Annotated in this window: 23 protein-coding genes and 3 tRNA genes; 8 read left to right on the forward strand and 18 right to left on the reverse strand. The window is 71.7% G+C overall.

Annotation, left to right across the window (positions count from 1 at the left end; all coding sequences use genetic code 11):
• Window positions 1–340: 340 nt before the first annotated feature.
• Together BMY61_RS31085 and BMY61_RS31090 are read right to left on the reverse strand one after the other, a co-directional pair.
• Complete coding sequence (locus BMY61_RS31085; protein WP_042444684.1) at window positions 341–835, reverse strand: DUF3145 domain-containing protein; 495 nt, start codon at window positions 833–835, stop codon at window positions 341–343.
• 334 nt (window positions 836–1,169) lie between these two features.
• Complete coding sequence (locus BMY61_RS31090) at window positions 1,170–2,192, reverse strand: NADP-dependent oxidoreductase (RefSeq protein ID WP_042444682.1); 1,023 nt, start codon at window positions 2,190–2,192, stop codon at window positions 1,170–1,172.
• A 93-nt stretch (window positions 2,193–2,285) separates the two neighbouring features.
• Between BMY61_RS31090 and BMY61_RS31095 the strand changes: the two genes are divergently transcribed.
• Window positions 2,286–2,732 carry a MarR family winged helix-turn-helix transcriptional regulator gene (locus tag BMY61_RS31095; RefSeq protein ID WP_042444680.1) on the forward strand — a complete coding sequence of 149 codons (447 nt, stop codon included), beginning with the start codon at window positions 2,286–2,288 and terminating at the stop codon, window positions 2,730–2,732.
• 119 nt (window positions 2,733–2,851) lie between these two features.
• Window positions 2,852–2,925 (forward strand) — tRNA-Ile (locus tag BMY61_RS31100).
• Window positions 2,926–3,057: 132 nt separating this feature from the next.
• On the opposite strand, the gene BMY61_RS31105 is transcribed toward BMY61_RS31100, so the two are convergent.
• Complete coding sequence (locus BMY61_RS31105) at window positions 3,058–4,926, reverse strand: ricin-type beta-trefoil lectin domain protein (RefSeq protein WP_082014858.1); 1,869 nt, start codon at window positions 4,924–4,926, stop codon at window positions 3,058–3,060.
• A gap of 252 nt (window positions 4,927–5,178) precedes the next feature.
• On the opposite strand from BMY61_RS31105, the gene BMY61_RS31110 reads away from it, so the two are divergent.
• Window positions 5,179–6,075 carry a LysR family transcriptional regulator gene (locus tag BMY61_RS31110; RefSeq protein ID WP_042444678.1) on the forward strand — a complete coding sequence of 299 codons (897 nt, stop codon included), beginning with the start codon at window positions 5,179–5,181 and terminating at the stop codon, window positions 6,073–6,075.
• Between the two features lie 42 nt (window positions 6,076–6,117).
• Here the strand turns inward: BMY61_RS31110 and BMY61_RS31115 are convergent, their stop codons facing one another.
• From BMY61_RS31115 to BMY61_RS31130, 4 genes are all read right to left on the reverse strand, one after another.
• Window positions 6,118–6,861 (reverse strand): dienelactone hydrolase family protein, encoded by a 744-nt coding sequence (locus BMY61_RS31115; RefSeq protein WP_042444676.1) that lies wholly within the window; start codon window positions 6,859–6,861, stop codon window positions 6,118–6,120.
• Window positions 6,862–6,953: 92 nt separating this feature from the next.
• Window positions 6,954–7,538: an HdeD family acid-resistance protein gene (locus BMY61_RS31120; protein WP_042444829.1), complete on the reverse strand. Its 585-nt coding sequence runs from the start codon at window positions 7,536–7,538 to the stop codon at window positions 6,954–6,956.
• A gap of 48 nt (window positions 7,539–7,586) precedes the next feature.
• Window positions 7,587–7,659 (reverse strand) — tRNA-Asn (locus tag BMY61_RS31125).
• 29 nt (window positions 7,660–7,688) lie between these two features.
• A tRNA-Asn gene (locus BMY61_RS31130) sits at window positions 7,689–7,761 on the reverse strand.
• Window positions 7,762–8,001: 240 nt separating this feature from the next.
• Between BMY61_RS31130 and BMY61_RS31135 the strand changes: the two genes are divergently transcribed.
• Window positions 8,002–8,295, forward strand: a complete 294-nt coding sequence (locus BMY61_RS31135; RefSeq protein ID WP_042444674.1) for a hypothetical protein — start codon at window positions 8,002–8,004, stop codon at window positions 8,293–8,295.
• A gap of 235 nt (window positions 8,296–8,530) precedes the next feature.
• Complete coding sequence (locus BMY61_RS31140; RefSeq protein ID WP_042444672.1) at window positions 8,531–9,955, forward strand: FGGY family carbohydrate kinase; 1,425 nt, start codon at window positions 8,531–8,533, stop codon at window positions 9,953–9,955.
• 29 nt (window positions 9,956–9,984) lie between these two features.
• On the opposite strand, the gene BMY61_RS31145 is transcribed toward BMY61_RS31140, so the two are convergent.
• Both BMY61_RS31145 and BMY61_RS31150 read right to left on the reverse strand, forming a co-directional pair.
• Window positions 9,985–10,323: a P-II family nitrogen regulator gene (locus BMY61_RS31145; protein WP_042444670.1), complete on the reverse strand. Its 339-nt coding sequence runs from the start codon at window positions 10,321–10,323 to the stop codon at window positions 9,985–9,987.
• Entirely contained in the window at window positions 10,320–11,642 is a 1,323-nt protein-coding gene (locus tag BMY61_RS31150; protein ID WP_042444668.1) for an ammonium transporter, read from the reverse strand. The genes BMY61_RS31145 and BMY61_RS31150 overlap by 4 nt, the downstream gene beginning before the upstream one ends.
• Before the next feature lie 192 nt (window positions 11,643–11,834).
• On the opposite strand from BMY61_RS31150, the gene BMY61_RS31155 reads away from it, so the two are divergent.
• The gene (locus BMY61_RS31155; protein WP_075004132.1) at window positions 11,835–12,668 is read left to right on the forward strand and encodes a hypothetical protein; all 834 of its coding nucleotides are present in this window, start codon (window positions 11,835–11,837) and stop codon (window positions 12,666–12,668) included.
• 44 nt (window positions 12,669–12,712) lie between these two features.
• Here the strand turns inward: BMY61_RS31155 and BMY61_RS31160 are convergent, their stop codons facing one another.
• From BMY61_RS31160 to BMY61_RS31185, 6 genes are all read right to left on the reverse strand, one after another.
• The gene (locus tag BMY61_RS31160) at window positions 12,713–13,894 is read right to left on the reverse strand and encodes an RNA polymerase sigma factor (protein WP_082014857.1); all 1,182 of its coding nucleotides are present in this window, start codon (window positions 13,892–13,894) and stop codon (window positions 12,713–12,715) included.
• A gap of 267 nt (window positions 13,895–14,161) precedes the next feature.
• Window positions 14,162–16,078, reverse strand: a complete 1,917-nt coding sequence (gene dnaG, locus BMY61_RS31165; RefSeq protein ID WP_075004133.1) for a DNA primase — start codon at window positions 16,076–16,078, stop codon at window positions 14,162–14,164.
• A gap of 139 nt (window positions 16,079–16,217) precedes the next feature.
• A complete protein-coding gene (locus BMY61_RS31170; protein ID WP_042444662.1) occupies window positions 16,218–17,483 on the reverse strand; it encodes an NAD(P)/FAD-dependent oxidoreductase in 1,266 nt (421 codons plus the stop codon).
• A gap of 107 nt (window positions 17,484–17,590) precedes the next feature.
• Window positions 17,591–18,859 (reverse strand): deoxyguanosinetriphosphate triphosphohydrolase, encoded by a 1,269-nt coding sequence (locus BMY61_RS31175; protein WP_042444660.1) that lies wholly within the window; start codon window positions 18,857–18,859, stop codon window positions 17,591–17,593.
• 81 nt (window positions 18,860–18,940) lie between these two features.
• Complete coding sequence (locus BMY61_RS31180) at window positions 18,941–19,333, reverse strand: hypothetical protein (RefSeq protein ID WP_042444658.1); 393 nt, start codon at window positions 19,331–19,333, stop codon at window positions 18,941–18,943.
• A gap of 65 nt (window positions 19,334–19,398) precedes the next feature.
• A complete protein-coding gene (locus tag BMY61_RS31185) occupies window positions 19,399–20,364 on the reverse strand; it encodes a trypsin-like serine peptidase (RefSeq protein WP_052438490.1) in 966 nt (321 codons plus the stop codon).
• A gap of 282 nt (window positions 20,365–20,646) precedes the next feature.
• Here BMY61_RS31185 and BMY61_RS31190 point away from each other — a divergent pair, with 282 nt between their 5' ends.
• On the forward strand, window positions 20,647–21,858 hold the full coding sequence (locus tag BMY61_RS31190; RefSeq protein ID WP_063773207.1) for an alpha/beta hydrolase: 1,212 nt from the start codon (window positions 20,647–20,649) through the stop codon (window positions 21,856–21,858).
• Window positions 21,859–21,957: 99 nt separating this feature from the next.
• On the opposite strand, the gene BMY61_RS31195 is transcribed toward BMY61_RS31190, so the two are convergent.
• Window positions 21,958–22,869 carry a PAC2 family protein gene (locus BMY61_RS31195; RefSeq protein WP_042444656.1) on the reverse strand — a complete coding sequence of 304 codons (912 nt, stop codon included), beginning with the start codon at window positions 22,867–22,869 and terminating at the stop codon, window positions 21,958–21,960.
• Window positions 22,870–23,322: 453 nt separating this feature from the next.
• Here BMY61_RS31195 and BMY61_RS31200 point away from each other — a divergent pair, with 453 nt between their 5' ends.
• Window positions 23,323–24,015 (forward strand): GNAT family N-acetyltransferase, encoded by a 693-nt coding sequence (locus BMY61_RS31200; protein ID WP_042444653.1) that lies wholly within the window; start codon window positions 23,323–23,325, stop codon window positions 24,013–24,015.
• 87 nt (window positions 24,016–24,102) lie between these two features.
• On the opposite strand, the gene BMY61_RS31205 is transcribed toward BMY61_RS31200, so the two are convergent.
• Both BMY61_RS31205 and BMY61_RS31210 read right to left on the reverse strand, forming a co-directional pair.
• Window positions 24,103–24,528 (reverse strand): hypothetical protein, encoded by a 426-nt coding sequence (locus BMY61_RS31205; RefSeq protein ID WP_042444651.1) that lies wholly within the window; start codon window positions 24,526–24,528, stop codon window positions 24,103–24,105.
• A 78-nt stretch (window positions 24,529–24,606) separates the two neighbouring features.
• On the reverse strand, window positions 24,607–25,578 hold the full coding sequence (locus BMY61_RS31210) for a hypothetical protein (RefSeq protein WP_052438489.1): 972 nt from the start codon (window positions 25,576–25,578) through the stop codon (window positions 24,607–24,609).
• Window positions 25,579–25,778: the final 200 nt, after the last annotated feature.

The following is a 25,778-nucleotide window of genomic DNA, read 5'->3' on the forward strand; positions in this document are numbered from 1 at the left end:
GGGAGCGGCAACAGATGTTCGAAGGCCCCCGGCGGGATGTCTATCGGGATCGCGTTTTCTCGCACAACGGCCGACTGGGGGTTGACTTCACAGCCGACGCACATCTGACACCACGCAGAGGGACTACACCTACGGGGACCCCCGGCCCACCACGCCCGACTGTCCGCAAGGTGAACATCATGCTCTGAATATCGATCAGTTCCCGGTCGGCGGCTTGGGACATCATGGGCATACCCGGGCAAGACCACGACCATGACATGGCGTGGATCGCGTGCGAAAGCGCGGCGCGCGCACCCGCACGCACGCCCCCCCGATCGGGGGTCGCCGGATGGCTGGAGGCTCAGACCACCTGGTGCAACCAGCGGACCGGGGCGCCCTCGCCGGCGTAGCGGAACGGCTCGAGCTCGTCGTCCCAGGGCTTGCCCAGCAGTCGGGTGATCTCCGACTCCAACTCGCTCTCGCCCAGTCGGGCACGGAGCAGCGCGGCGCGGAGCCGATCCTCGGGGATCATGATGTCACCGTGGAGGCCGATGACGGCATGGAAGATGCCCAGCTCGGGCGTGCTGGAGAAGCGCTCCCCCTCGGTGCCGCCGACCGGCTCGGCGGTGACCTCGAAGCGCAGCAGCTGCCACCCGCGCAGCGCGGAGGCCAGCCGCGAGGCGGTGTCGGGCGCACCCTGCCAGGACAGCTCGGCACGCCAGGTGCCGGGCGCGGCCGACTGGCGGGTCCAGTCCAGGCTCACCCGCTGTCCGAGCACGCCGGCAACCGCCCACTCCACATGCGGGCAGAGCGCGCGTGGCGCGGAGTGCACGTAGAGAACTCCACGAGTCGTCACCGGACCTCCAGTGTGGTGCGAGGGGCGCCTTCCCCAGCGTTCTCGCGCCAGCATGGTGACGGTGTGTCCGGTTTGTTGTGCTTGTTCCCGCTATGGGCTGACGACTACCCCGCACCGGCTGCGATAAACACACGCGAGACTGGACCCTTGAGCAGAAACGGTACCGCTCCCCCGCCCCGACAGGGCGGCTGTCCAGCACAACCACCCGGACGGCACGCCGATCCGCCCGAGTGGTCGCACTCTCACTGACCGATCGTCAGACTTATGGGCCGGTCAGCCCAACCGGCCAGCCCGACCGGCCAGCCCGACCGGCCAGCCCGAGCGGCCCGCCCGCTCAGCCGACGTGAACCAGCATCTTGCCGGTGTTCGCCCCGCGCAGCAGGCCGAGGAAGGCGTCGACGGCGTTGTCGAAGCCGTCGACCACCGTCTCCTCGAAGCGCAGCCTGCCATCGCGCAGCCAGCCGCCGACCTCGGTGACGAACTCGCGCTGGAGGTCGTAGTGGTCGCCGACGAGCATGCCCTGGAGGGTGAGGCGCTTGCCGATCACCGTGGCGAGGTTGCGCGGCGCAGCCGGCGGGGTGGTGTCGTTGTACTGGGCGATGGCCCCGCACAGCACCGCGCGGCCGTGCACGTGGAGCGCGCCGATCGCCGCCTCCAGATGCTCGCCGCCGACGTTGTCGAAGTAGACGTCGATGCCCTCGGGAGCGGCCTTGGCCAGCTGGCCGACCACGTCGCCGTTCTTGTAGTTGAAGGCGGCGTCGAAGCCGTACTCCTCGACCAGCTTGCGGACCTTCTCGTCCGAGCCGGCGCTGCCGACGACCAGCGAGGCGCCGCGGAGCTTGGCCACCTGTCCGACGACGCTGCCGACAGCCCCCGCGGCGCCGGAGACGAAGACGGCGTCGCCCTCCTGGAACCGGCCGACCCGCAGCAGACCGGCGTAGGCGGTCAGGCCCGGCATGCCGAGCACGCCGAGGTAGGCCTGGAGCGGTGCCGCGCCCGCGTCCACCTTGAAGGCCTGGTCGGCGGGCACGTCGGCGTACTCGCGCCAACCGAGCCCGTGCAGCACCGCGTCGCCGGGCTCGAAGCCCTCGGCCGCGGAGGCGACCACGCGCCCGACCGCGCCGCCGTGCATGGCCTCGCCCAGCGCGTACGGCGGAGCGTAGGACTTGGCGTCGTTCATCCGGCCCCGCATGTAGGGGTCGACGGAAAGGTACTCGTTGCGAACCAGGATCCGGCCCGGCGCGGGGGCCGTGACGGGGGCCTCGACGAGGGCGAAGTCGGCAGGGGTCGGCCAGCCCTGCGGGCGGGCGACCAGGTGCCACTCGCGACCGGTGGCGGGAAGGCTCTGCTGGGCCATGGCGTGATCACTTTCGACGTGGAACGTTGACCTACTCAAGTAACGGTGACCGGAAAGGTTAACCTTGTCAAATATTCAGGTAGCCTGGATGCCATGCACGAGGAACAGGAACAGCCGGATCCGCTGACGCCTGAGGTCGTCGACCTGATGGCCGCACTGGTGGGCGTCTTCCACAAGGAGTACGAGGAAGCCGCGGCTGCCCGCTCGCTCACCGGCGCCCAAGCCAAGGTGCTCGGTCTGCTGCGCCGCGGGCCGATGCCGATGCGCCAGATCGCCCAGACGCTCAGCTGCGAGCCCTCCAACATCACCGGCATCGTCGACCGCCTGGAGGCCCGCGGACTGGTCGAACGGCAGCCGGACCCCGAGGACCGCCGGGTCAAGCGTGTGGTCACCACCGAGACCGGCAGCGCCGCGACCTCCGAACTGCGCGCCTCGCTCAACTTCGCCCGCGAGCCGCTGGCCGCGCTCAGCGGAGAGGAGCGGCTCCAGCTCCGGGATCTTCTGCAGCGGATGCTCGACCACGCACGCCGTCAGGACTGATCCCACTCCTGAAGGATGGAACCCACCGCGCACGGACGGCGTCTCACCAGCTATGCTGCGGCGAGCGGCCCTTTACGGGGCCGCTCGTGCTGGTGTTCCAAGAATCGTTCCAGAATCGAGGGGCTGTAGCTCAGCCGGTTAGAGCAGGGGACTCATAATCCCTTGGTCGTGGGTTCGAGTCCCACCGGCCCCACTTCCTTCGAGGTACGTTAGCGAAAACGCTCCGTGGTGCCTGCACCACGGAGCGTTTTTCACTCGAACGGGGACACTCAGGGATGAGTGATCAGCAGCGCATACCCGGAGGTGGCCGGCGCGCCGGCCGCGCTCAGGCCGGCAGGGTCCACTTCTGGTTGGCCGCTCCGGTGCAGTCCCAGATCTGCAGCCGGGTGCCGTTGGCCGAGCTCGGGCCGGTGGCATCCAGGCAGCGGCCCGACTGCGGGTTCAGCAGCGAGCCGTCCGACTGCGCCTGCCACTGCTGGGAGCCGGTGCCGTTGCAGTCGTACAGCTGGATCTGGGTCCCGTTGGCCGTGCCGGCGGAGGTCACGTCCATGCACTTGCCGAGCGCCTGCAGCGAGCCGTCCGCGGCCACCGTCCATGACTGCGCGCTCGTGCCGTTGCAGTCGTAGAGCTGGACGGCCGTGCCGTTGGCGGTGTTCGCACCCGCCACGTCCACGCACTTGCCGCCGTAACCGGCGATCTGCCCGGTCGGCGCCGACGCGGCCGAGCCCGACCAGGTGAAGGTCGCGCTGGTCTGCGCGGGCAGGGTGTAGGTGAAGTGCTGGCCGCCCCAGTTGACCGTGAACGGCTCGCTGCCGCCGGTGGCGTTGTAGGCGACGACGGCCTTGGAGCCGTCCGGGTTCAGCCAGGCCACGTTCGGGACCGCGGTGCTGGCGGTCGAATCGATCCGGTAGGCGCCGGGCTTGACGAACTTGGTCAGCTGGCCCAGGTCGTAGTACTCGATGTTGTAGTCCACCTGCCCGCTGCGCGCGTCCCCGTTGTGCACGGTGATCAGGCCGGTGCAGGTGCCGCAGCCGCCGTTGTGCGGGCCCATGTTCTGATCGACCGCCAGCGACCACTTGACCACCGACTTACCCCAGTTGCGGGTGTAGTCGACGATGTTCTGCATGTCCTCCTGCTGCTGGTCGGCGATCCAGGTGCCGCCGGAGTGCTCGGTGTCGAAGGCGTCCACGTTCGGGTACTGGTTGTGGACGGTCGTCTGCTCGGTCGGGTCGCCGCTGTAGCCGTGCCAGGCGATGCCGCCGAACAGCGGGTCGTTGCGGACCGTCGCGTCGTTGACGGTCTGGGCGGCGTAGTTGTCGTAGCTGTCCCAGTTCCAGTCCAGCGCCAGGACCTTGGTGGTCAGCCCGGCCGCGTGGAAGGCCGGCAGCAGGTCGGTGCCGGTGAAGTAGTCGAGCCCGTTGGCGTTCCACTGCATCGAGGGGTAGCCGGAGCAGCAGGTGGGCTCGTTCTGGGCGGAGACGTAGTCGATGTGCACGCCCTGCGCCTGGTAGGCCTGGATGTACTTGACGAAGTACTGCGCGTAGGCGGCGTAGTACTGGGACTGGAGCCAGCCCTGACTGTAGGCGCCGCTGTCCTTCATCCACGGCGGGGCGGTCCACGGCGTGCCCATCACCTTGAGGTTCGGGTTGAGCTGCTCGGCCTGCTTGGTGAGCGGCAGCACGTCCGCGAGGTCGTGGGCGATGGAGAAGTTCGCGAGCGTGGGGTCGCTCTGCCCGCTGGGCATGTCGTCGTAGGTGTAGTTGTAGCGGGCCAGGTCCGAGGCGCCCATGGGATTGCGCAGGAAGTCCAGGCCGATGCCGTTGACGGGGTCGAACAGGTTGGTCATCACGGCGTTGCGCGTGGCCGTGCTGAGCGCGCCGCTGCTGTTCATCAGCCAGGCGGCGGTGTCGGTGAACGAGGCACCCGCGCCGGTGAACTGCTGGTAGCGGGTGCCGTCGTTCACGGCGACGGTGGCCCCGGTACTGCCGGAGCCGGAGGAGAAGGAGATCGGCGTCTGCTGCTGCAGACCCCGGGTGACGGTCCGTCCGGCGGAGTCGGACGTGGTGGTCAGCCAGATGTTCACCGTCGGTCCCGCGGCCGCGTGGGCGAGGGGGGTGACGGGCGAGGCGAACAGCAGACCGGTGGCCACCGTCAGGGCTCCGCAGAACCGGACGGGGAGGAGCTTGCGCCGCATGGGCTCAGTCCTTCGCGTGGGGGCGGGTGGGACGCCGCCGCATTCAACTCCCGTATGGTCTAGACCGTCAAGGCCTACGAGAACGCTCTCTTGACTTCACTCGTCGAAGTGCAGGTCGGGACGGATGCGCTGCGGTCGGGCCGAGCGGCTCCATTTGATGAACTGTCATGGTCTGCATCGACCCGGCGTGGCGGATGACGTCCGCAGCGGCGCACGTACCATCGGGGCAACCGAACGATCGGGGGATCCGCCGTGGAACTGCGTCAGCTCCGTGTCTTCGAGGCCGTGGTCGCGCATCGGACCGTGACGGACGCGGCTGCCGCACTCGGGCTCGCCCCGTCCTCGGTGTCCGAGCAGATCCGGGCGCTGGAGCAGTCCTTCGACGTCGCCCTGTTCGTCCGCGCGCCGCGCGGGATGACGCTGACGCCCGCCGGACGGCGCCTGCTCCCCTGGGCGCGCAGACTGCTCGGCGGCGCGGAGGAGGCACGGCAGGAGGTCGTGACCGATCGCCCCGAGCTGCGACTCGGAACGCTGGAGACGATCGCCGCGACGCACGCGCCGGGCATGCTGGCCCGCTTCGCGCAGCGCCGGCCCGACGTGAGGGTCGCGCTGCACACGGACGCCGCGCGGGACGGGCTGCTGGGGGCCGTCGCCGCCGGGGCCCTGGAGGCGGCGATGATCCTGGACATCGCCGGCCCCCTGGGCGAGCTCGGCTTCGTGCTGCCGCCGGTACCGCTGGACCACCTCGACCTGGAGGAGGTGCCGCTGGCCCTGGTCGCCGCGCCGGACCACCCGCTGGGCGGGATCACCGAGCTGTCCCGCGCCGACCTGCGTGGCCGGCCGCTGCTGGTGGACGGCCCGGCCTGCTCGTTCCACCTGGCCGGGGAACGGCTGCTGGGCGGCGAGGTCGAGCGGGTCCGGGCCGGGGGTGTCGCGGTCACCCGCGCGTGCGCGGAACGCGGGCTGGGGATGGCCGTGCTGCCGGAGTTCGCCGTCCGGGAGGAGCTCGCCTCCGGCGCGCTGGTCCGGCTGCCGCTGCCGGGACCCCGCGGCGGGGACGCGTTCCCGCTGCGGGTGCGCGTCGTGTGGCGCGCGGACCGGGAGGCGCTACCCGGCCTGCGCGCGATGCTCCACGCGATCGCCGTCTGAGCCGCTCGGGGCGGCTCCGGACCGGTCACGCGCCGCGGTCGGTCACTTGCCGCGCAGCCACGCCTCGATCCGCTCGTGCGCGTCCGCCGCGGCGGGCGACTCGTCGCGCAGGAAGCTGTGCCCGGCGCCGGGGTAGGCGACGAACGCGTGCCGCGGACCCGCGGCCTCCAACGCGGCGGCGATCTCGCGCTGCTCCTCGGGGCCGATGACGTGGTCGTCGGCGCCGACCAGGTAGAGCAGCCGACCGGAGATCCTGGGGGTGAACGACAGCGTCGGCTCCGGGCCGGTGACCTGCAGGTCGGGGTTGCCGGTGAGCCAGCCGCCGTAGCAGACGACCGCGTTGGGGATGTCCAGGGCCGTCGCGGCCAGGTAGGTGAGGTGTCCGCCGGCGCTCAGGCCGAGCATGCCCGCCAGACGGACACCGCGGGCGTCGAGCGCGGCGAGGGCGGCGGAGACGTCGGCGAGGACGTCCGTGCGGGTCAGCTGCGGCAGCAGCTCGAAGCCGCGGGTCCGGCCGGAGGCGTCGTGCGGCAGATCGGCACCGGGCTGGACCCGGTGGTAGAAGTCGGGCGCGAGGGCGGTGAAGCCGCGCCGGGCCAGGTCGTCGCAGATGCCGCGGACGTGGGCGTCGACGCCGAACAGCTCCATCGCGACGATCACACCCGGGTGCTCCCCAGGCCCGGTCGGCCGGGCCAGGTAGCCGCCCATCGGCGAGCCGCCCGGAACGGGCATCTCGATGCGGTCGGTGGTGATGGCGGTGACAGCGGTGGTGTCCTCGGAGGTCATGCTCCGAACCTAGGCCGCACGGGAGATGCCAACCAGTGGGCCTTCATCCCGGTACCAAGGGCACCTGGTACCGGGATCGGCCTTGACCCGGCTCAGACGCCCTGCGGGATCGCCTTCGCGCGGCTGCGGAACTGCAGGCCCGTGACGATCTCGACCACACCCATCACCAGCAGCCAGATCCCGGTGAAGACGGTGAGGACCGCGATCGAGTGGAACGGCCAGACCAGCACGACGATCCCGCCGATCGCGGTGATCACACCCGCGAAGATCTGCCAGCCGCGGGCCGGCATGTACGGGTCGGAAGCGGCGGCCACGGTGTGCGTGATACCCCGGAAGAGCCAGCCGATGCCGATCCACAGCGCCAGCAGCAGGATCGACTCCAGCGCGCCGCGGAAGCAGAACAGGCCCAGCAGGATCGACAGCGCGCCGCTGATGAAGGCCATCACCCGCAGCGCGGTCGACACGTGCGTGCCGAAGGCCGCGACCAGCTGGAAGATACCGGCGAGCACCAGGTACACGCCGAAGAGCACGCCGACGACGGTGAGCGTGGCCTTGGGCCAGACCAGCACCGCGACACCGAGCAACAGGGTGAGGACGCCCAGCACCAGCACGATCTGCCACGCACTGCGGGCGAGCTGCTGCAACGGGCCGGGAAGGGGTTCCGTCATCTGGTCCATGAGGACCAGGATCGGAGGCAAACGCGCGGACCGCGCGCCGAGAGGAGGCTCCCCCAATTGGACTCGAACCAATAACCTGCCGATTAACAGTCGGCTGCTCTGCCAATTGAGCTATGGGGGACTGCACTTGGGTACAAGAATCGTACCGCGCTCCCCCAATTGGACTCGAACCAATAACCTGCCGATTAACAGTCGGCTGCTCTGCCAATTGAGCTATGGGGGATCGTCTGTCGCCGCCTGCGTCACTCCGGCGGACCGGCGCGGCGCTTGCTGCGGGTCATACATTAGCGCACGTGGGGGGGTGCTCCGCCAATCCGTTGCGGTTCGGGGCCCTCGGCGACGGGTAGTCGCCTTTGACGGGGCTCTCGCCGTCACCCGGCGGCGCGCCGAACGAGCAGGTCCGCGCCGCCGCGCCTAGGCTCCATCCCGGCGGCAGAGCCACTGAGCAGAAGGGCGGAGGGGTATGCGCAAGCTCACTTTCCTGGCGGGCCTGGCCATCGGCTACGTGCTGGGCACCCGCGCCGGACGGGAGCGCTACGAACAGCTGCGTCAGGCGGCGCGGGACCTCTCGCAGACGCAGGCGGTCCAGTCGGCGACCCGCAACGCGAAGTCCGCGGCGGGCAGCGCGGCGTCCAAGGCGGGCCAGGCCGTCGCCGACAAGGTCGGCGACCGCCTCCCGAACGCCGTCACCGACCGCATCCCGTACCTGAACGGCCGCGGCACGACCCTCGACGACTGGGACAGCGCGCGGAGCTGATGCATCGCCCCTGCAGGTCGTTGCACTCCGCCCAGGGGCGCGAGGAACGGCGCGAGGAACCCACCCGAGGCGGCTGGCCCTGCACGTTGAGGACCATCCGCACGCCGGTGGCCTGTCGCGCCCGCGCGGCGGAGCCGCACATCGGTAGAGCCTCGCGCCCCTGAGCGGCTGTGCCACCTGAGATGGTGCAGCTGAACGTCCGCGCAAGGGTGGCGCGATGAGGCATGATCTCGGCATGGCCATCGCCGCGGGAATCGACTGCTCCGCACAGTTCACGAAGATCACCGTCTGCGACACCGCCACCGGTGCGGTGCTGAGGGAGAACCGCGCCCCGCACCCCGGCGTCCCGGCCGGAACCGCGCCCGCGGAGATCGATCCGCAGGAGTGGCTGCGGTCCCTCGGCGCGGCCGCCGAGGGCGGGCTGTTGGAGGGGATCGCCGCGATCGGGGTCTCCGCTCAGCAGCAGGGACTGATCGGGCTGGACGCCGGAGGCGTCCTGGTGCGGCCGGCCATGCTGCGCAACGACCCACGGGCCGCGTCCGCGGCCGTCTCGCTCGTGGAGGAGCTCGGCGGGACCGCCGCCTGGGCGCACGCGATCGGGGCCGTGCCACTGGCCTCCGCGACGATCGCGAAGCTGCGGTGGCTCGCGGACAACGAGCCGCAGTCGGCCAAGCGGCTCGCGGAGGTCCTGATGCCGCACGACTGGCTCGTGTGGCAGCTGCTCGGGCAGTCCGCCCGCCGCACGACGGACCGGGGCGACGCGTCCGGCACGGGCTACTGGTCGACCGTGGAGGAGCGCTACCGCGGCGACCTCGCCGCGCTCGCGCTCGGGCACGAGCTGCAGCAGTTCCCGACCGTGCTCGGCCCGGCGGAGGCCGCCGGACACAGCCCGGAGGGCCTGCTGATCGCGGCCGGCACGGGCACCACCATGGCCACCGCACTCGGCCTGGGGATGGGCCTCGGGGACGTGATGGTCTCGCTGGGCAGCTCCGGCACCCTCCATGCCGTGCACGACCAGGCCGTCAGCGAGCCCGCCGTCTCCACCTACGCGGACGGGACGGGCCGCTTCCTCGCGCAGGTGGTGACGCTCAACGCGGCACGCGTGCTGCGCGCGACGGCGCTGATGCTCGGCACGGACCTGCAGGGACTGAGCGAACTGGCGCTGCGCTCCACGCCCGGCGCCTACGGGCTGGTGCTGCTGCCGTACCTGGAGGGCGAGCGGACGCCGCCGCTGCCGCACGCCGCGGGGACCCTGGCGGGGCTACGGGTGGAGTCGATGAAGCCGGAGCACCTCGCCCGCGCGGCGGTCGAGGGCATGCTGTGCGGGCTCGCGGACGCGCTGGACGTGCTGCGGGCGAACGGCGTGGCGGTGCGGCGGGTCTTCCTGACCGGCGTCGCGGGCCGCCTGCCCGCCGTGCAGGCGGCGGCACCGGCGATCTTCGGTGTCCCGGTGGTGGTCCCGGCGCAGGCCGAGTACGCGGCGATCGGTGCGGCCCGCCAGGCCGCGTGGGCGCTGGCGGGCACGCCGGAGCCGCCGACCTGGGAGCCGCCGTCCCCGCACACCGTGCTGGAGCCGGGCGACGACGCGCCCGTCGGCGGCGCGGTCCGCGCGCAGTTCGCAGCGGTGCTGAAGCGCACCCACCCGGAGCTGGGGCGTTAGCCGACCGCCCCAGACCGCCTCAGACCGCCTCAGACCGCGTCGGGGCCGCGTTCGCCGGTGCGGACGCGGACGACGGTGTCGACCGGAACCGCCCAGACCTTGCCGTCGCCGATCTTGCCGGTGCGGGCCGCGGTGACGATCGCGTCCATCACGGCGTCGGCGTCGGTGTCCTCGACGACGACCTCCAGGCGGGCCTTGGGCACCAGGTCGATGCGGTACTCGGCGCCGCGGTAGACCTCGGTGTGACCGCGCTGGCGGCCGTAGCCGCTGGCCTCGGTGACGGTGAGGCCGTGGACGCCCATGCCGGTCAGCGCCTCGCGGACCGCGTCGACGCGGAACGGCTTGATGACGGCGGTGATCAGCTTCATGCGACGGGGGCCTTGTCGGACGAGTGCGGGAGCCCGGCCGTCACCGAGAGGTGGGTCGCGCCGTGGCTCAGGACCCCGTGATCGTACGCGGTCTCCGCGTGCACGGCGAGGTCCAGGCCCGTCAACTCGTCGTCGCGCGAGGCGCGGAAGCCCATCAACTTGTCGATCGCCTTGCCGATGCCCCAGGTCACCGCGAAGGCGTACGCCGCGACCACCACGACCGCGACGGCCTGCTTGCCGGTCTGGCCGAGTCCACCGCCGTGCAGCAGGCCGCTGACGCGGCCGGTCATCGTCGCGGTGGCGAAGACACCGATGAGCACGGTGCCGATGACGCCGGCGACGAAGTGCACGCCGACGACGTCGAGGGAGTCGTCGAAGCCGAGCCGGAACTTCCAGCTCACCGCGAACGAGCAGACCACTCCGGCCGCCAGACCGATGGCCAGCGCGCCGGGCAGGTCGACGCTGCCGCAGGACGGGGTGATGGCGACCAGGCCGGCGACGGCGCCGGACGCCGCGCCCAGCGTGGTGGCGTGGCCGTCGCGGCGCTTCTCCACCACCAGCCAGCCGAGCAGGCCCGCGCAGCCGGCCACCTGGGTGTTGAGCAGGACGGCCGCCGCGATGCCGTTGGCGCCGAGCGCGGAGCCCGCGTTGAAGCCGAACCAGCCGAACCAGAGCAGGCCTGCGCCGAGCAGCACCAGCGGCAGGTTGTGCGGGCGCATGGCCTCCTTCTTGAAGCCGACGCGCGGGCCCAGCACCAACGCCAGCGCCAGGCCGCTGGCACCGCAGTTCACCTCGACGACGGTGCCGCCCGCGTAGTCCAGCGCGCCCAGGTGCGCGGCGATCCAACCGTCGGGCGCGAAGACCCAGTGGGCGACCGGCACGTAGACCAGCACCGTCCACACGGCCGTGAACAGCACCCAGGCGCCGAACCTGGCCCGGTCCGCGATCGCGCCGCTGATCAGGGCGGCGGTGATGATGGCGAAGGTGAGCTGGAACGCGGCGAAGAGCAGGGTGGGCACGTGGCCGGTGAGGCTGCTCGGGGTGATCCCGGCCATGCCCAGGTGGTCGAGGTTCCCGATGAGCCCGGCCCCCGCGTCGCGGTCGAAGGCGAGGGGGTAGCCGACGGTCAGCCAGACCACGGTGACGACCGCGATGGAGACGAAGCTCATCATGATCATGTTGAGCACGCTCTTGCTGCGGACCATGCCGCCGTAGAACAGGGCCAGGCCCGGCGTCATCAGAAGGACGAGCGCGGTGCTGGCCAGCAGCCAGGCGGTGTCACCGGTGTCGAGACCGGACGGGGAGGAGGCGAGGAGCATGCGGCAGTTTTTCCCGCCTCCGTTACCGCCGTCGGACGGCGATGTTTCGCGCGAGTTTCATGTTGCGTCGACGTTTCGTTCTTCTCACGTGGCCGGACGCGACGAGAAGCCCGAGTATCCGTCATCTCCCAACTCGGAACGGGCAGTTGTGCGACCATGACAACTCGGAAGTCGTCAATGCCGGGGGGCCCGATGCTGCCGCTGCCGTACCAAGCCACCTGGACGTGTCGCCAGGAGTCCCGTACGAAGGTCGCGAAGACGACCGAGGGCGAGTTGCTGCACGCGGCGACGTACACCTGTGTGATCACGCCCGGCGGTGCGACCACCGAATGGACGGTGGACGCCTGGATCAACACCCACCGGGAGTCGCCCTTCAAGCAGCTTGCCGGCTTCAGGGACAGTCTCCGACGTGCACGGTTCAAGCCGACGGCATCCCTTCTCGATGCCGTCGTGCCGCTCTTCCTCGACCTGCCCCTGGACTGGGACTGGCACCCGACCGCAGCGCATCCCACCGTCACGATCCCCGGGACCCCGTCGGCGGAGGTGCTGGCGGCGGTCCCCCTGCTGATGGCCGTGCGGGGCGAGATCGTCGTCCGGCTCAACGTCTGCCGGACGCTCAGCGTCGACCGGGTGACCGCCGTGCCGGCCAAGGCCGCAGTCGCCGCCAAGAACCCCCCGCTCGCGCTGCCACTCGACTGGGCCGCCGCACTCCAGGCCGGCCGTGCGCAGATCGACCACATGCTCAGCGCCGCCGACGTGGCCGACCACAAGGTCAACGCACCCATCGACCTCAACGCCCACCTGCTCGAGCTCATGTGCAAGGCCGACGCGAAGGGGCTCGGCACGCTCCTGGGCCTCGGCCTCATCGATCCCTCCGGCCGCGGGGGGAACCCGTTCCGCGAGAGGGCCAACGGATACGCCCTGGAACCGGACCGCTCCGGGGACCTCAACGCCGCCTACAACCACCTGCGGTTCATCCTGTTCATGGAGTACCTGGCTCTCCGCCAGATGTTCTACGCCGCCTGAACGTCCCTGCCGGGTGCCGACCGGGGGCACCCGGCAACAACGGCTCAGTCGAGGTAGCCACGCAGTTGGTCGGCGAAGGCGTGGTCGCGGAGCTTGTTCAGGGTCTTGGACTCGATCTGCCGGATGCGCTCGCGGGTCACCCCGAAGAGGCGGCCGATCTCCTCCAGCGTGCGCGGCCGGCCGTCGATCAGGCCGTAGCGCAGTTGCACGACCTTGCGCTCCCGCTCCCCCAGCGTGCTGAGCACCGCCTCCAGGTGCTCGCGCAGCAGCAGGAACGCGGCCGACTCGACCGGGGAGGCCGCGTCGCCGTCCTCGATCAGGTCCCCGAGGGCGACGTCCTCCTCCTCGCCGACGGGCGCGTGCAGGGAGACGGGCTCCTGGGCCAGCCGCAGCACCTCGCTGACGCGCTCCTCGGCCAGCTCCAGCACCGCCGCGACCTCCGCGGTGGTGGGCTCCATGCCGCGCTCCTGGAGCAGCTGCCGCTGCACCCGGACCACCCGGTTGATCAGCTCCACCACGTGCACCGGCACCCGGATGGTGCGGGCCTGGTCGGCCAGCGCCCGGCTCATCGCCTGCCGGATCCACCACGTCGCGTAGGTGGAGAACTTGTAGCCGCGGGTGTAGTCGAACTTCTCCACCGCGCGGATCAGCCCGAGGTTGCCCTCCTGGACCAGGTCCAGCATGGTCAGCCCGCGCCCGACGTAGCGCTTGGCGACGGAGACCACCAGCCGCAGGTTCGCCTCGACCAGGCGCCGCTTGGCGATCCGCCCGCGCACGATCAGCAGGTCCAGGTCGTCGGCGAGCCGGTCGTCGACCCCCTCCAGATGGAGGGTCAGGTACTCCTCGGCGAACAGCCCGGCCTCGACGCTGCGCGCCAGCTCGACCTCGTCGGCGGCGGTCAGCAGCGGGATCCGGCCGATCTCGCGCAGGTACTGGCGGAACAGGTCCGCGGCGGGGCCGCCGGAGTCGTCCAGGGCCGGCTGTGGCTCGTCCTCGACCGTGCGCAGCTCTTCGGCGGTCGGCTCGGCGGCGGGTCCGGTCGGCGGCTGCTGTGGCGGGTCGGACGGCGCGGACGGGTCGGACGGCGCGGACGGTGCGGTCGGTGCGGTCGGTGCGGTGTCGTCCGCGGGCCCGCGCGGGACGGGCACGGTCGGGGCGAGGGAGACGGGCGCAGGTACGTCGAGGGTCGATGGGTACACGGCCGTGGCGGCAAGTTCCACGTCCATCCCTTCCGGCGCCGGAGGACGCCCCGGTGACGGGGCCGACGCCTGCTCGGGAGCGGCTACGGGGGCACGCGGCAGCGGGACGTGGGGAGGGTTCTCGTCACCCCGCGTCCGGGAAGCCTGGGGCGCGGCGCCGCCCGGATCGGCAGGCCGCGGCTGAGAGGAGTGAGGCACCGAGAACCAGTGTGGGGCAGTCCGGGGGCGCACGCAGAGACCCGTGCGGAGAGTTTCTGTGAAGGACCGATCACCGAGGGTGAGGTCGACGCACCGTCAGAGTGCCGCAGCCCCACGGGAGCGCAGCTCCCCCTCGTACTGCTGCAGGCCCCACAGCTCCCGCTGGATCGCCTCCGTCTGCTCGGCCGGGGCGTTCGCGCCGAGCCGCTGGAGCTGGACGCGGCAGGCCGCCACCCGCCGGGCCACCGCCTGGATCCGCAACTTGACCAGGAACTCCCCCGCGTAGACGGCGTCCGGGGCGCGCCGGGTCCGGACCGGCTCGACGGCCAGCTCGGTGACCAGGCCGCGCACGGCGTCGTCCGGGGCGACCTCGCGCAGCACGTCGACCCAGATGTCGGCGGCCTGCGCGCCCGCGGTGACGCCGCCGCCCGCGGTGATCGCCTCGCGCACCGCCGCATAGGGCGGCGTCATGAACTCGTCCGGGGCGAAGGCGTCCAGGATCGGCGAGACCAGCGCGGGGAACTGCACGGCCAGCTTCAGCAGTTCGCGCTCCACGAACTGCTGCGGGTTGCGCGCGTCCAGCCGGTACGCCGGGCGGGCGGGCGCGGCCGGCGGCGGGGCCTGTCCGGGCCGCAGCGGCTGTCCGGGGCGCAGGTTCCCGCGTCCCTCGCGGCGCTCGGCGGCCCACTGCGCCACCTGCTGCACCCGGCGCACGACGAACCGCTCGTCGAGGATGCCGAGCATGCCGGCCAGCTGCACGGCGTACTCGTGCCGGATCGAGCCGTCCTTGATCTGCGCGACGATCGGCGCGCAGGCGTCCAGCGCGGCGGCGCGGCCCTCGGCGGTGTCGAGGTTGTGCCGGGCCACGGTGGAGCGGATCGCGAACTCGAACAGCGGCGAGGCCCGGTCGATGAGGTTGCGCACCGCCTCGTCGCCCTCGCCGATCCGCAGCTCGCACGGGTCCATGCCGCCGGGCGAGACGGCGATGAGGGTCTGCGCGGCGAACTTCTGGTCGTCCTCGAAGGCGCGCAGCGCGGCCTTCTGCCCGGCGGCGTCGCCGTCGAAGGTGAAGACGACCTTGGCGTCGCTGCCGTTGGTGTCCAGCAGCAGCCGGCGCAGGATCTTGATGTGGTCCTCGCCGAAGGCGGTGCCGCAGGTCGCCACGGCGGACGGAATGCCCGCGAGGTGACAGGCCATCACGTCGGTGTAGCCCTCGACGACGACGGCCCGGCCGGACTTGGCGATCTCCTTCTTGGCCAGCTCCACCCCGTACAACACGTGGGACTTCTTGTAGAGCGGCGTCTCGGGGGTGTTCAGGTACTTCGGCCCGTTGTCGTCCTCGCGCAGACGCCGCGCGCCGAAGCCGACGACCTCGCCGGTCAGGTCCCGGATCGGCCACACCAGCCGCGCCCGGAACCGGTCCATCGGGCCGCGCCGGCCCTCGGAGCAGATGCCGGAGGTCAGCAGCTCCTTGTCGGTGTAGCCCTTGCCGCGCAGCACGCGGGTGAGGTTCTCGAACCCGGCGGGCGCGTAGCCCACGCCGAAGTGCGCCGCGGCCTCGCGCTCGAACCCGCGCTCCTTGAGGAAGCGCCGCCCGATCTCGGCCTCCGGACTGTTCAGCTGCTCCTGGAACCAGGCCGAGGCGAGACGGTTGATCTCCAGCAGCCGGGTGCGCTCGCCCTGCTGGCGCCCGGGGACGTAGGAGCCGCCCTCGTACCGCAGCGTGATGCCGACCTGCGGCGCGAGGCGCTCGACCGCCTCGACGAAGGAGAGGTGCTCGATCTTCATCACGAAGCCGAGCGTGTCGCCGCTCTCCTGGCAGCCGAAGCAGTTGTAGACGCCCTTGGAGGGGTTCACGTAGAACGACGCGGACTTCTCGTCGTGGAACGGGCACAGCCCCTTGAGCTGCCCGCCACCACCGTTGGCGAGCTGGACGTAGTCCCCGACCACGGCATCGATCCGCAGCGCGGCTTTCACCGCCTGCACATCTTCATCCCTGATCCGTCCCGCCACGCATGAAGTCTACGGCTCGTCGCACTCCCCAGGGGCGCGAGGAGCTGCGCGAGGAACCCACCCCCCGCGGATGGCCCTGTCCGCTTAGGATCCCAAGGCCCGCGGTGGCTTGTCGCGCGGTTCCCCGCGCCCCTGATGGCTAGGCGAGCGTTTCCAGCGGCACCGTGGGATCTCCCAGGCGGTCCGGGTCGATCGCCGCTCCGGAGCGCACCAGCGCCTGGATCGGGTCCGTGACGTCCCACACGTTCACGTTCATGCCGGCCACCACGCGGCCCTCCGCGGTCTGCCAGAACGCGAGGAACTCGCGCTTGCCGACGTCGCCGCGGACGACCACCCGCTCGTAGCCGCCCGGTGCGACGAAGCCCGAGTACTCCATGCCGAGGTCGTACTGGTCGGTGAAGAAGTACGGGACCCGGTCGTGGACGACCTCCTGGCCCAGCATGGACTTCGCCGCGGCCGGGCCGCCGTTCAGCGCGTTGGCCCAGTGCTCGACGCGCAGGCGCCGGCCGAAGAGCGGGTTGAACGCGCAGGCGACGTCCCCGGCCGCGAAGACGTCGGGGTCGGACGTGCGCAGCGCCGCATCCACCGCGATGCCGCCGCCCTCCTCGCGGGTGGCCAGTTCCAGGCCGGACGCCTCGGCGAGAGCCGTCTGCGGGACGGCGCCGACGCCGATGAGAACCGCGTGGGCGGGGTGCTCCTGGCCGTCGCTGGTGTGGGCGGCCAGCACCATGCCGTCGCGGCCCTCGATCTCGGTGACCGTCGCGCCGAAGTGGAACTTCACGCCGTGGTCCTGGTGCAGCCGGGCGAAGAACTCGCCGAGCTCGGGGCCGAGGGCCACCTGCAGCGGCGTGCTCATCGGCTCGACGATCGTCACCTCCGCGCCGTAGCCGCGGGCCGCGGCGGCGACCTCCAGGCCGATCCAGCCGGCGCCGACGATGACCAGGGTGCCGTTCTCCCGGCCGAGCGTCTGCAGGGTGGCGCGCAGCCGCTCGGAGTCGGCCAGGCGGCGCAGGTAGTGGACGCCGCCGAGGCCGACGCCGGGGATGTCGAGGGCGCGCGGCGCGGAGCCCGTGGCCAGCAGCAGCTTGTCGTAGCCGAGGACGTCGCCGTCGCCGCCCAGGCGCAGCTCCCGCGTCGCGCGGTCGATCGCGACGACCGGCTGGCCGAGGTGCAGTTCGACGTCGTGCGCCGCGTACCAGGCGGAGTCGTGGACGAAGACCTCGGCGCGCTCGCTGGATCCGTTCAGGTAGCCCTTGGAGAGAGGGGGCCGCTCGTAGGGGTGGTCGCGCTCCTCGCCGAGCAGTATCACGCGACCGCTGAAGCCCTCCGCCCGCAGCGTCTCCGCTGCCTTCGCGCCGGCCAGTCCGCCTCCGACGATCGCCATCGTCGCGTGCGCGCCCACCATGTCCGTCTGCCTCCGTGGATCGCCTCGGTGGTTGTCAGGTGTCGCAGTGAGCCTCCCGCATGCTCACCCGCAGGTGAAGAGGGCGTCACTGATCATTCGTCAAGATCTCATGGGGACTTGGTGAGCACACGGTGCCTGGCCAGCGCGGATGCGTCGGTCAGTGTGGCGATCTGGTCGATCACCGCGCGCAGCCGCCCGGCCTCGTCCACCGCCTCCTCGTAGCGGCTGCGGAAGACCGGGTCCAGGCCCTCGGGTGCCATCCGGCCCAGGGCCTCGGCCAGCTCGCCGATGACGACGCGCTGCCGGCGCCGCAGCTGCTCCTGGTCCTCGCGCTGCATGACGTACCGGTCGGCGACGGCCTTCAGCACCGCGCACTCGAGGCGGACCTCACGCGGGACGATCAGGTCGGCACGGTAGCGGGTCAGCGGGCCGTCGCCGAAGGCGGCCCGGGTGGCCGTCTCGGCGGAGGTGCAGAACCGGCCGATCAGCTGGCTGGTGGTGTCCTTGAGCCGGGCCTGGTCGCGGGCGGAGCCGTCGTAGCGGTGCGGCCACCACTCCTCCGTGCGCAGCCGGTCGAGGGCCTCCGCGAACTCCTCCGGCTCGGCGTTGGGCGCGTAGCGGGCCGCCACCTGGTACAGCTCGGCGCGCTCGGCCGCCGAGCCGAGCGCGGCCGGGCGGATGTGGCCGGCGTGCAGGCCGTCCTCGACGTCGTGGACGGAGTAGGCGACGTCGTCCGACCAGTCCATCACCTGCGCCTCGAAACAGCGCCGATGGCCGGGCGCGCCCTGCCGCAGCCAGGTGAAGACCGGCAGGTCGTCGGCGTAGACGCCGAACTTGTGCGGCAGCTCCGGGTGCTGCCCGCGCGCCCACGGGTACTTCGTGGCGGCGTCGAGCGTGGCCCGGGTGAGGTTCAGGCCGACGCTGACCGGGTGGCCGTCGTCCTCGGGGTGCGGGACGAACCGCTTGGGCTCCAGCCGGGTCAGGATGCGCAGCGACTGGGCGTTGCCCTCGAAGCCGCCGCACGCCGCGGCGGCCTTGTCGAGCGCCTCCTCGCCGTTGTGCCCGAACGGCGGGTGGCCGATGTCGTGCGCCAGGCAGGCGGTCTCGACGAGATCGGGATCGCAGCCGAAGGCGGCGCCGAGCTCCCGGCCCACCTGGGCGCACTCCAGGGAGTGGGTGAGCCGGGTGCGCGGGAAGTCGCTCTCCAGCGGCGCGACGACCTGGGTCGTGCCGGCGAGCCGCCGCAGCGCGGCGGAGTGCAGGACGCGCGCGCGGTCGCGCTGGAACGCGGTGCGGCCGGGGCGCTTGTCCGGCTCCTCCACCCAACGCGCCTGCGCGGCGGGACTGTAGCTGGTGACCTGCGCGGTTTCGTCCATCCCCAGCACGGTAACGCGTACGACCGACAGCACGGGTCAGACTCGCAGATCAGGCGCGGACCGGCGGCCGACGGGCCTGGCTCAGGACGCGCGTCGGGCCCGGCGGGAGTCCTGAGCCAGGCCCGGGGCGAGCAGGCGCCGCCAGCGCGGGAGCTCGGTGAAGCAGGTCAGCACGGCGAGGCCGGTGACGACGACGGCGAGCCAGGGCCAGAACAGCAGCCAGGCCGCGGCCACGCCACCACCCAGCTCGGCGAGGACCATGACGATGGTCACCCAGCCCGGTACGGCGATGTTCGTCCCCGGCTTGTCGCCCGGCGTCTGGAAGATCGCCGGGACGCCGATCAGCAGCACGTCCACGCCGATGGCGGCGAGGACCGAGTGGTCCCACAGGGCGATCGGCAGGCCGATCCAGCCCACCAGCTCCAGCCCGGCCCGCAGCGCGGTGGCGTACCAGGGCTCCTTGTACGGCTCCATCGTGGCTCCCCCTCCGACGATCGCGGAGGAAGCGTAGCGCCCAACCAGCCGTGGCGGGCCGGACTTCACTGACTCGGCGAGCCCGAGGGGGAAGCGGCCTCGGAGGCGGAGGCGGAGGCGGACGCCGACGGGGTGCCGGCCGCGACCGCCTGGCCGTACAGCGCCTGGATCCGGTCGCCGAAGTACACCGAGTAGGAGACGTCGTCGGTGTCGCCGCCCTCCTGGTACCCGCCTATGACGCCGACCAGGGTGCCGAGGCCGGTGTGCGGGTCGATGCCCTGCAGCACCGGGCCGCCGCTGGCACCGTCGGTGAAGCCGGTGCAGTCGAACTCGGACTGCGTCGTGCTGTAGGCGGTCAGCTTGTTCAGGCAGGAGATCGGCCGGTCCGTGCCGCTCGGATAGCCGATGACGCCGACCATCGCCGGGCGGTCGGCGCCGAAGGCGATCCGCTCCGCGCCGACCTCGTTCTCGATCCTGGCGTTCGGGTCGCCGTCCTTGTGCACGACGAGGAAGGCGACGTCGGAGTCCTGGTCGCTGTTGGCGGCCCAGTGCGGGTCGATCAGGATCGCGGTGGAGCGCCACAGCCCGAACGGGTACTGCCCGTCGTGGTAGCCGGGCGCGAAGACCAGCGCGGTCGGGTTGGGCGAGCCCTGCGCGGGGTCGCTCAGGCAGTGCGCCGCGGTCGCGACGACGTCGCCGCCGGGCGAGTGCACCACGCTGGCGGTGCAGAAGTGGTGGCTGTAGGAGGCGTCGTCGGGGTAGAAGAGGGCCCCCACGGCCGGCAGCCCGTCGAACGGCGTGCTGTGCCCGTCGGGCGAGGCCTGCGCCCCCGCGAGGGACGCGGGCACGTGCGCGGCGGGGCCCGGCAGGGCCGGCACGGCCCGACGGGTGTCGGTGGGGGCGAGCGCCTGCGCGTCCTCGCCGCGCGATCCCGACCCGATCCCCCCGCGCACCAGCACCAGCACGAAGCAGACGGCGAAGGCCAGCACGCCGAGCGCCCGGGAGGCGCTGCGCAGCTGGGCTCGGGTCAATGGGCCGGGGATAGGTCGCACCCGGCCGATGATAGGCAGCCGGGCCCGGGTGCTGTCGAGAGCGCGGACGCAGGTGGCTTCGCGTGTCGTGTCGGTCACACCACCGCCCTGGCTGTCGCTCACAAGGCCACAGGATGCCTCACCCGTGCGACAGTTCTGTCACGAACCGCCCGGAACGGACAGGTAAGAGCCTTTCGCTCACCCGGCGCGGCTAACGTGCACGAGGGCTCCCGGGCACGGAGCCCTCCGAAGTCTGTCCAGCAGCGAGAGAGAAACGGGACTGTGAGCCTCACCGGCACCGCCTTCTTCTACACCCTGATCGCCGCGACGGTGGTCGCCGTCGCGGTGACCATGGTCGCCTGGGGTGCCGTACGTGGGCCCAAGGCCGTCCGAGCGGCCGTGCGACTGGCCCTGATCGGCCTGTGCCAGGTCACGGCGATCGCCGTGGTGGCCGTGTGGATCAACAACGCCAACGGCCTCTACTCCTCCTGGAGCGACCTCTTCGGTCAGCAGGACAACGTCGGCGTCGGCGTCGCCAGCGCGGACGGTACGAGCACCCAGGCGGCCTCGTTCACCGGCGGCCCCAACGGTTTCCAGCGCACCGTCCTGCACGGGCAGGCCTCCGGCCTGACCGGTGAGGTGCTGGTGTGGACGCCGCCGCAGTACGACGACCCGCAGTACCGCAACTACTCCTTCCCGGTCGTCGAACTGCTGCACGGCTACCCGGGCTCCCCGGAGACATGGCTCAAGGGCGGCGGCATGCCCGGCCCGCTGACCTACCTGATGTCCCAGGGCAAGATGAAGCCGGCGATCGTCGTGATCCCGCGGATCAACCCGAACGGCATCAACACCGACTGCACGGATGTCGGCAACGTCCGCAACGGCACCTGGCTCGACACCGACGTGCCGAACCTGGTGAAGAAGGACTTCCGCGTCCTCGGCGACGCCCACGGCTGGGGCCTGCTCGGCGACTCCACCGGTGGTTACTGCGCGACCAAGCTCGTCCTGCAGCACCCCGACCGGTTCGGTGCGGCGGTCGCGCTCAGCCCCGACGACTTCCGCGGCGACCCGTCCACGATCCGCGACAAGAAGGTCCTCGCGGCCCAGAACCCGCTGGCGCTGATGAAGGCCGCGGGCCCGCAGGCGGACGTCTCGATCCTGATCGCCACCACGGCCCAGGACCGCTACAGCACCCCGGCGAACGCGCAGGCCCTGCGCGCGGCGGCGAAGTTCCCCGTGACGGTGGAGCAGCCGATCGTCCTGAAGGACGGCGGCCACAACTGGGGCACCTGGGCGGCGCTCTTCCCGGTCGTCTTCCCGTGGCTCAGCCAGCAGCTGGACGCCCCGCAGCTGGTCCAGCCGGCCCCGCCCACCCCGCACCCGTCCCCGTCGCAGCACGGTCCCGCACAGCAGCAGCAGCCGGGCAAGCCCGCGCCCAACGCCGCCGGCAAGCCCGCCGCCGGTCTCGCCACGGGGGCGCACACCCACAGCTGACAGCCGGCCGTACCGACCCCGGGGGCGCGAGGAACTGCGCGAGAAACCCCCTGTGCGGATGGCCCTGCGCAGTCAGGACCATCCGCTCGTCGGTGTTTGTTACTCCGTGTCGCCCTGCTCGGCGAGGAACTCCTCGAAGGCGCGGCCGAGCTCGTCCGCCGACGGCAGGTCGACCGGCTCCGCCATGAGGTTCTCGCGGTCGGCCGCCCCCGCCACCGCGTCGTACTGCTGCTCCAGCCCGCTGATCGCGGAGCGCAGATCCGCGTCGCCCTCGGCGATCTGGCGGTCGACGTCCTCGCGGACCTCGTCCATCCGGGCGCGCAGGCCGGTACCGGGCAGGACCAGTCCGGTCGCGGACTGGACGGCCTCCAGGACGGCCACCGCGGCCTGCGGGTAGGGCGTCCGGGCGAGGTAGTGCGGGACGTGCGCGGCGAAGCCCAGGACGTCGTGGCCGGCCTCGTCGAGGCGGTACTCGAGCATGCCGCCCGCGCTGCCCGGCACCTGGACCTGCTCGAACCAGCGCGGGAACTGCCCGATCAGGTCCTTGCGGTTGCCGTGCGGGGTCATCCCCGTCGGCCGGGTGTGCGGGACGCCCATCGGGACGCCGTGGAAGGTGACCGCCAGGCGCACCCCGAGGCGCTCCACGACCTGGACGACGGCTGCGGCGAACCGCTCCCACTCCACGTCCGGCTCCAGGCCGGACAGCAGCAGGAAGGGCGCTCCGACCGCGTCGTGGACCAGGTGCAGGTCGAGCGTGGGGGCTTCGTAGGAGGCCCAGTGGTCGCGGTCGAACAGCATCGTGGGGCGACGGGCCCGGTAGTCGACCAGACGGTCGGCGTCGAAGCGCGCGATGAGTCGGCGCTCCGGATCCTCCAGCAGTTCGGCCACGATCTGCTCACCGGTCTCGCCGGCGTCCATGAAGCCGTCGAAGAAGTGCAGCAGGATCGAGGCGTCCGCGGCCAGCTCCTCGGCGTCCGGCTCGAACGCGTACAGCTCCTCGGGTTCCAGCACCTGGATCCCACTCCCGTCCTCAGGCTGTCGAAACAGCATCCACTACCCTGGTTCCAGCATCCCGGAACCAGGGTTCATTCCCCAATTCGGAGTGCGAAGCGCGGCCATGCGCCCCAGGGACACGCCGTGCACGTCGGATTCGCGCGGCTGGGGTGACTTCACCCCTCAGGCCGGGTATGGTCCTCTCGCTGCACTCCACTCTCGCACCAAGTACGCTGCGTGGAGAACGCCGCAGAACCTTTGCAGAACCCTCGCAGAACCCCTTGCTTCGCACCTTGCCTTCACCTGGCCGCCCGCTGTCCTTCGCGCTCTCGTTCCCGCCTCGGCCATTTTCCGGACACACACTGTCCCCTCGCTCCCCGCACGCCTCACGGCGAACGCGATCCGTCGCCGTACCCACGGCTGCCGGGGCGCACCTTTCCCGACCCCACCCGCCGAAGGACATAAGGCCCCGTGCCCGTACCCGTCTTCCTCTGCGGCCGCACCGTGCGGCTGGAGCCGCTCACTGAGCGCCACATCGAGGCCCTTGCCGCGGCCGCGGCAGAGGACCGATCTAGCTATGCGTTCACGCCCGTGCCGCACGGCATCGAGGCGACGGAACGTTACGTCAGCGACGCGCTGGCCGCGCAGGCGGCGGGCCGCGCACTCCCCTTCGCCACGGTCAGAGCGAGCGACGGCCTGGTCGTGGGGTCGACCCGGTTCACCGAGCTGGACTACTGGCAGGGCCCGGTCATCTGGCCGCCGGCCCCGCGCGGTCCCGTCGGCGACCCGCTGTCCGCGATCCCCGACGCGACGGAGATCGGCGGCACCTGGCTGTCCACGCGGGCGCAGGGAACCGGCATCAACACCGAGGCCAAGCTGCTGATGCTGCGTCACGCCTTCGAGACGTGGGGCGTGCGCCGCGTGTCGATGCGCGCGGACGCCCGCAACATGCGCTCGCGCGCGGCGATCGAGCACCTCGGGGCCGTGCTGGAGGGTGTGCACCGCAACCACACCCGCGGCCTGGACGGCATGGTCCGCGGCACGGCCTTCTACTCGATCCTCGACGAGGAGTGGCCGGCGGTCCGCAGCGGCCTCGAGCAGCGCGTCGCCGCGGGCCCCAGGACCCACCACGTCGCGGAATCCCGCCCGCTGATCTCCGCGTAAGCGGAACCAGGGGCGCGGAGCTCTGGGTGGCTTGTCACGCAGAGCCCCGCGCCCCTGGACCGTGCAGCCGTGCGCGGGAGCGAACAGTCAGCCCTTGACCACGATGGTGACCTTCCAGGTCTTCCCCGAAGGGGCCGAGCTGGTCAGCACCGACGTCCCGTCCGTCGTGCCGACGAACATCGCCGGGGTGACGCCGATCGGCGCCGTCATCACGCCCGTGTTCGTCGGGGCGAGGATGCTGCCCGAGGCCTGGACCTGGCTCCACAGGTCGCTGCTCCTCGCCGCCGTGAGGAAGACGTCCACGCGCTGCCCGCGCGGGAGGCAGTAGACCCCGGACTGCTGTTCCGTCAGTTCCCCTGCGGAGTGCGGCAGCACGGGATCAGGGAGCTTCGTGCAGGCGGGGAGCACCGTCGGGGTGGGCGTCGGCGCGGGGGCCGCCGCGGGTGCCGCGCTGGTGCAGGCGGACATCAGGGCCACCGCCGTCAGCGGCAGAACGCGCAGGGCTCGGTTCACGGCAGGCTCCTCGGGTGCGGTCCGGGTACGGCCGAAGGCCGAGCCCTCGCGGACTCGGCCTTCGACGTCGGTACGACGTCAGTGCTGGTTGCTCGCGCTGGTGTAGGAGGTCACGCAGCCACCCGCGCCGCCGCCGAAGTTGTTGCTCCACAGCGACTGCACGGCGAAGTTGGCGCCGTTCAGGGAGATGATCGACGACGCGCCCTGACCGCTGGAGATCCAGGCGCACTTGTCGCCGGTCTCGGCGCCCGTGCTGTCGACCCAGCCGCTGCTGGGCGCCGGGTCGGTCAGGGTCTCGGCGTACTCGTGGCCGCCGACGATGGTGATGCCCTCGTCCGCGCCGTTCACACCGGAGGAGCCGGTGGCGACGAAGTTCGCGCCGCAGCCGGAGCCCGCGTCGGTGATGTAGGGCATGTTGGTGTAGGGCAGGTCCGCGCCGTTGCCGGCGGTGGTGTGGTCGTGCCAGGCGCAGTACTGGGTCTTGAAGCCCGAGGGCACCACGCCGTGCGGCAGGTCGACGACGACCTGGACGTTGTCGCCGGAGATGCCGAAGTGCGTCGCCGCCTTGACCGCCTCGGCGGCGATCTGCGCGGTGGACGGACGGGTCGGGGCCTTGGCGGAGCTGTCCAGCCAGGTGCCGCCCAGCGGGTTCGACGCGGGGTGGCCGACGGGGGTGCCGGCGCCGTTGCACTGGGTGGTGCCGGTCGCGACGCCCTGGCAGTACTGGGTCTGCGAGGTGAAGAACGTGTCGCCGCTGCCGTAGGCGTGCGAGAAGAAGCTCTGCTGCAGCGCGACCTCACCCGACGGGTCGTTGGTGACGCTGGAGGTGCCCCACTGGCTGCCCCAGTAGACGTAGTAGACGGTCGGCGCGGTGACGATGTTGCCGCCGCCGTAGGCGAGGTTGCCGCCGGTGGCGGTGGCCGCCGTCTTCGCGGCATGCGCGTTCATGTGGTGCGGGGCGAGCTCGCTGGCGCCGGCGGGGGCGGCGATGGCGAGACCGGCGACGGCGAGTGCGGCGGCGGAGCCGGCGACGAGTGCGGAACGAAGCACGATGGTGCCCTTCTCGAACGGGGGAGAAGCGGGAGGGCTGTGCAACGCCGCTGGCCAGGCGGCACGTTGGTGTCACCACGAAGGGGGGTGTGCTCTTGCTTCCCGAGACGTTAGGTGATCCGCCAGACCACGTTCAAGAGTGCGTCACCAGGGTCAGAGCGAACTCAGAGGCTCCGGTAACCGCGCCGACGCACGGGGAC

Origin of the sequence: Streptacidiphilus jiangxiensis (genome assembly GCF_900109465.1) — a bacterium.
Lineage (GTDB): Bacteria > Actinomycetota > Actinomycetes > Streptomycetales > Streptomycetaceae > Streptacidiphilus > Streptacidiphilus jiangxiensis.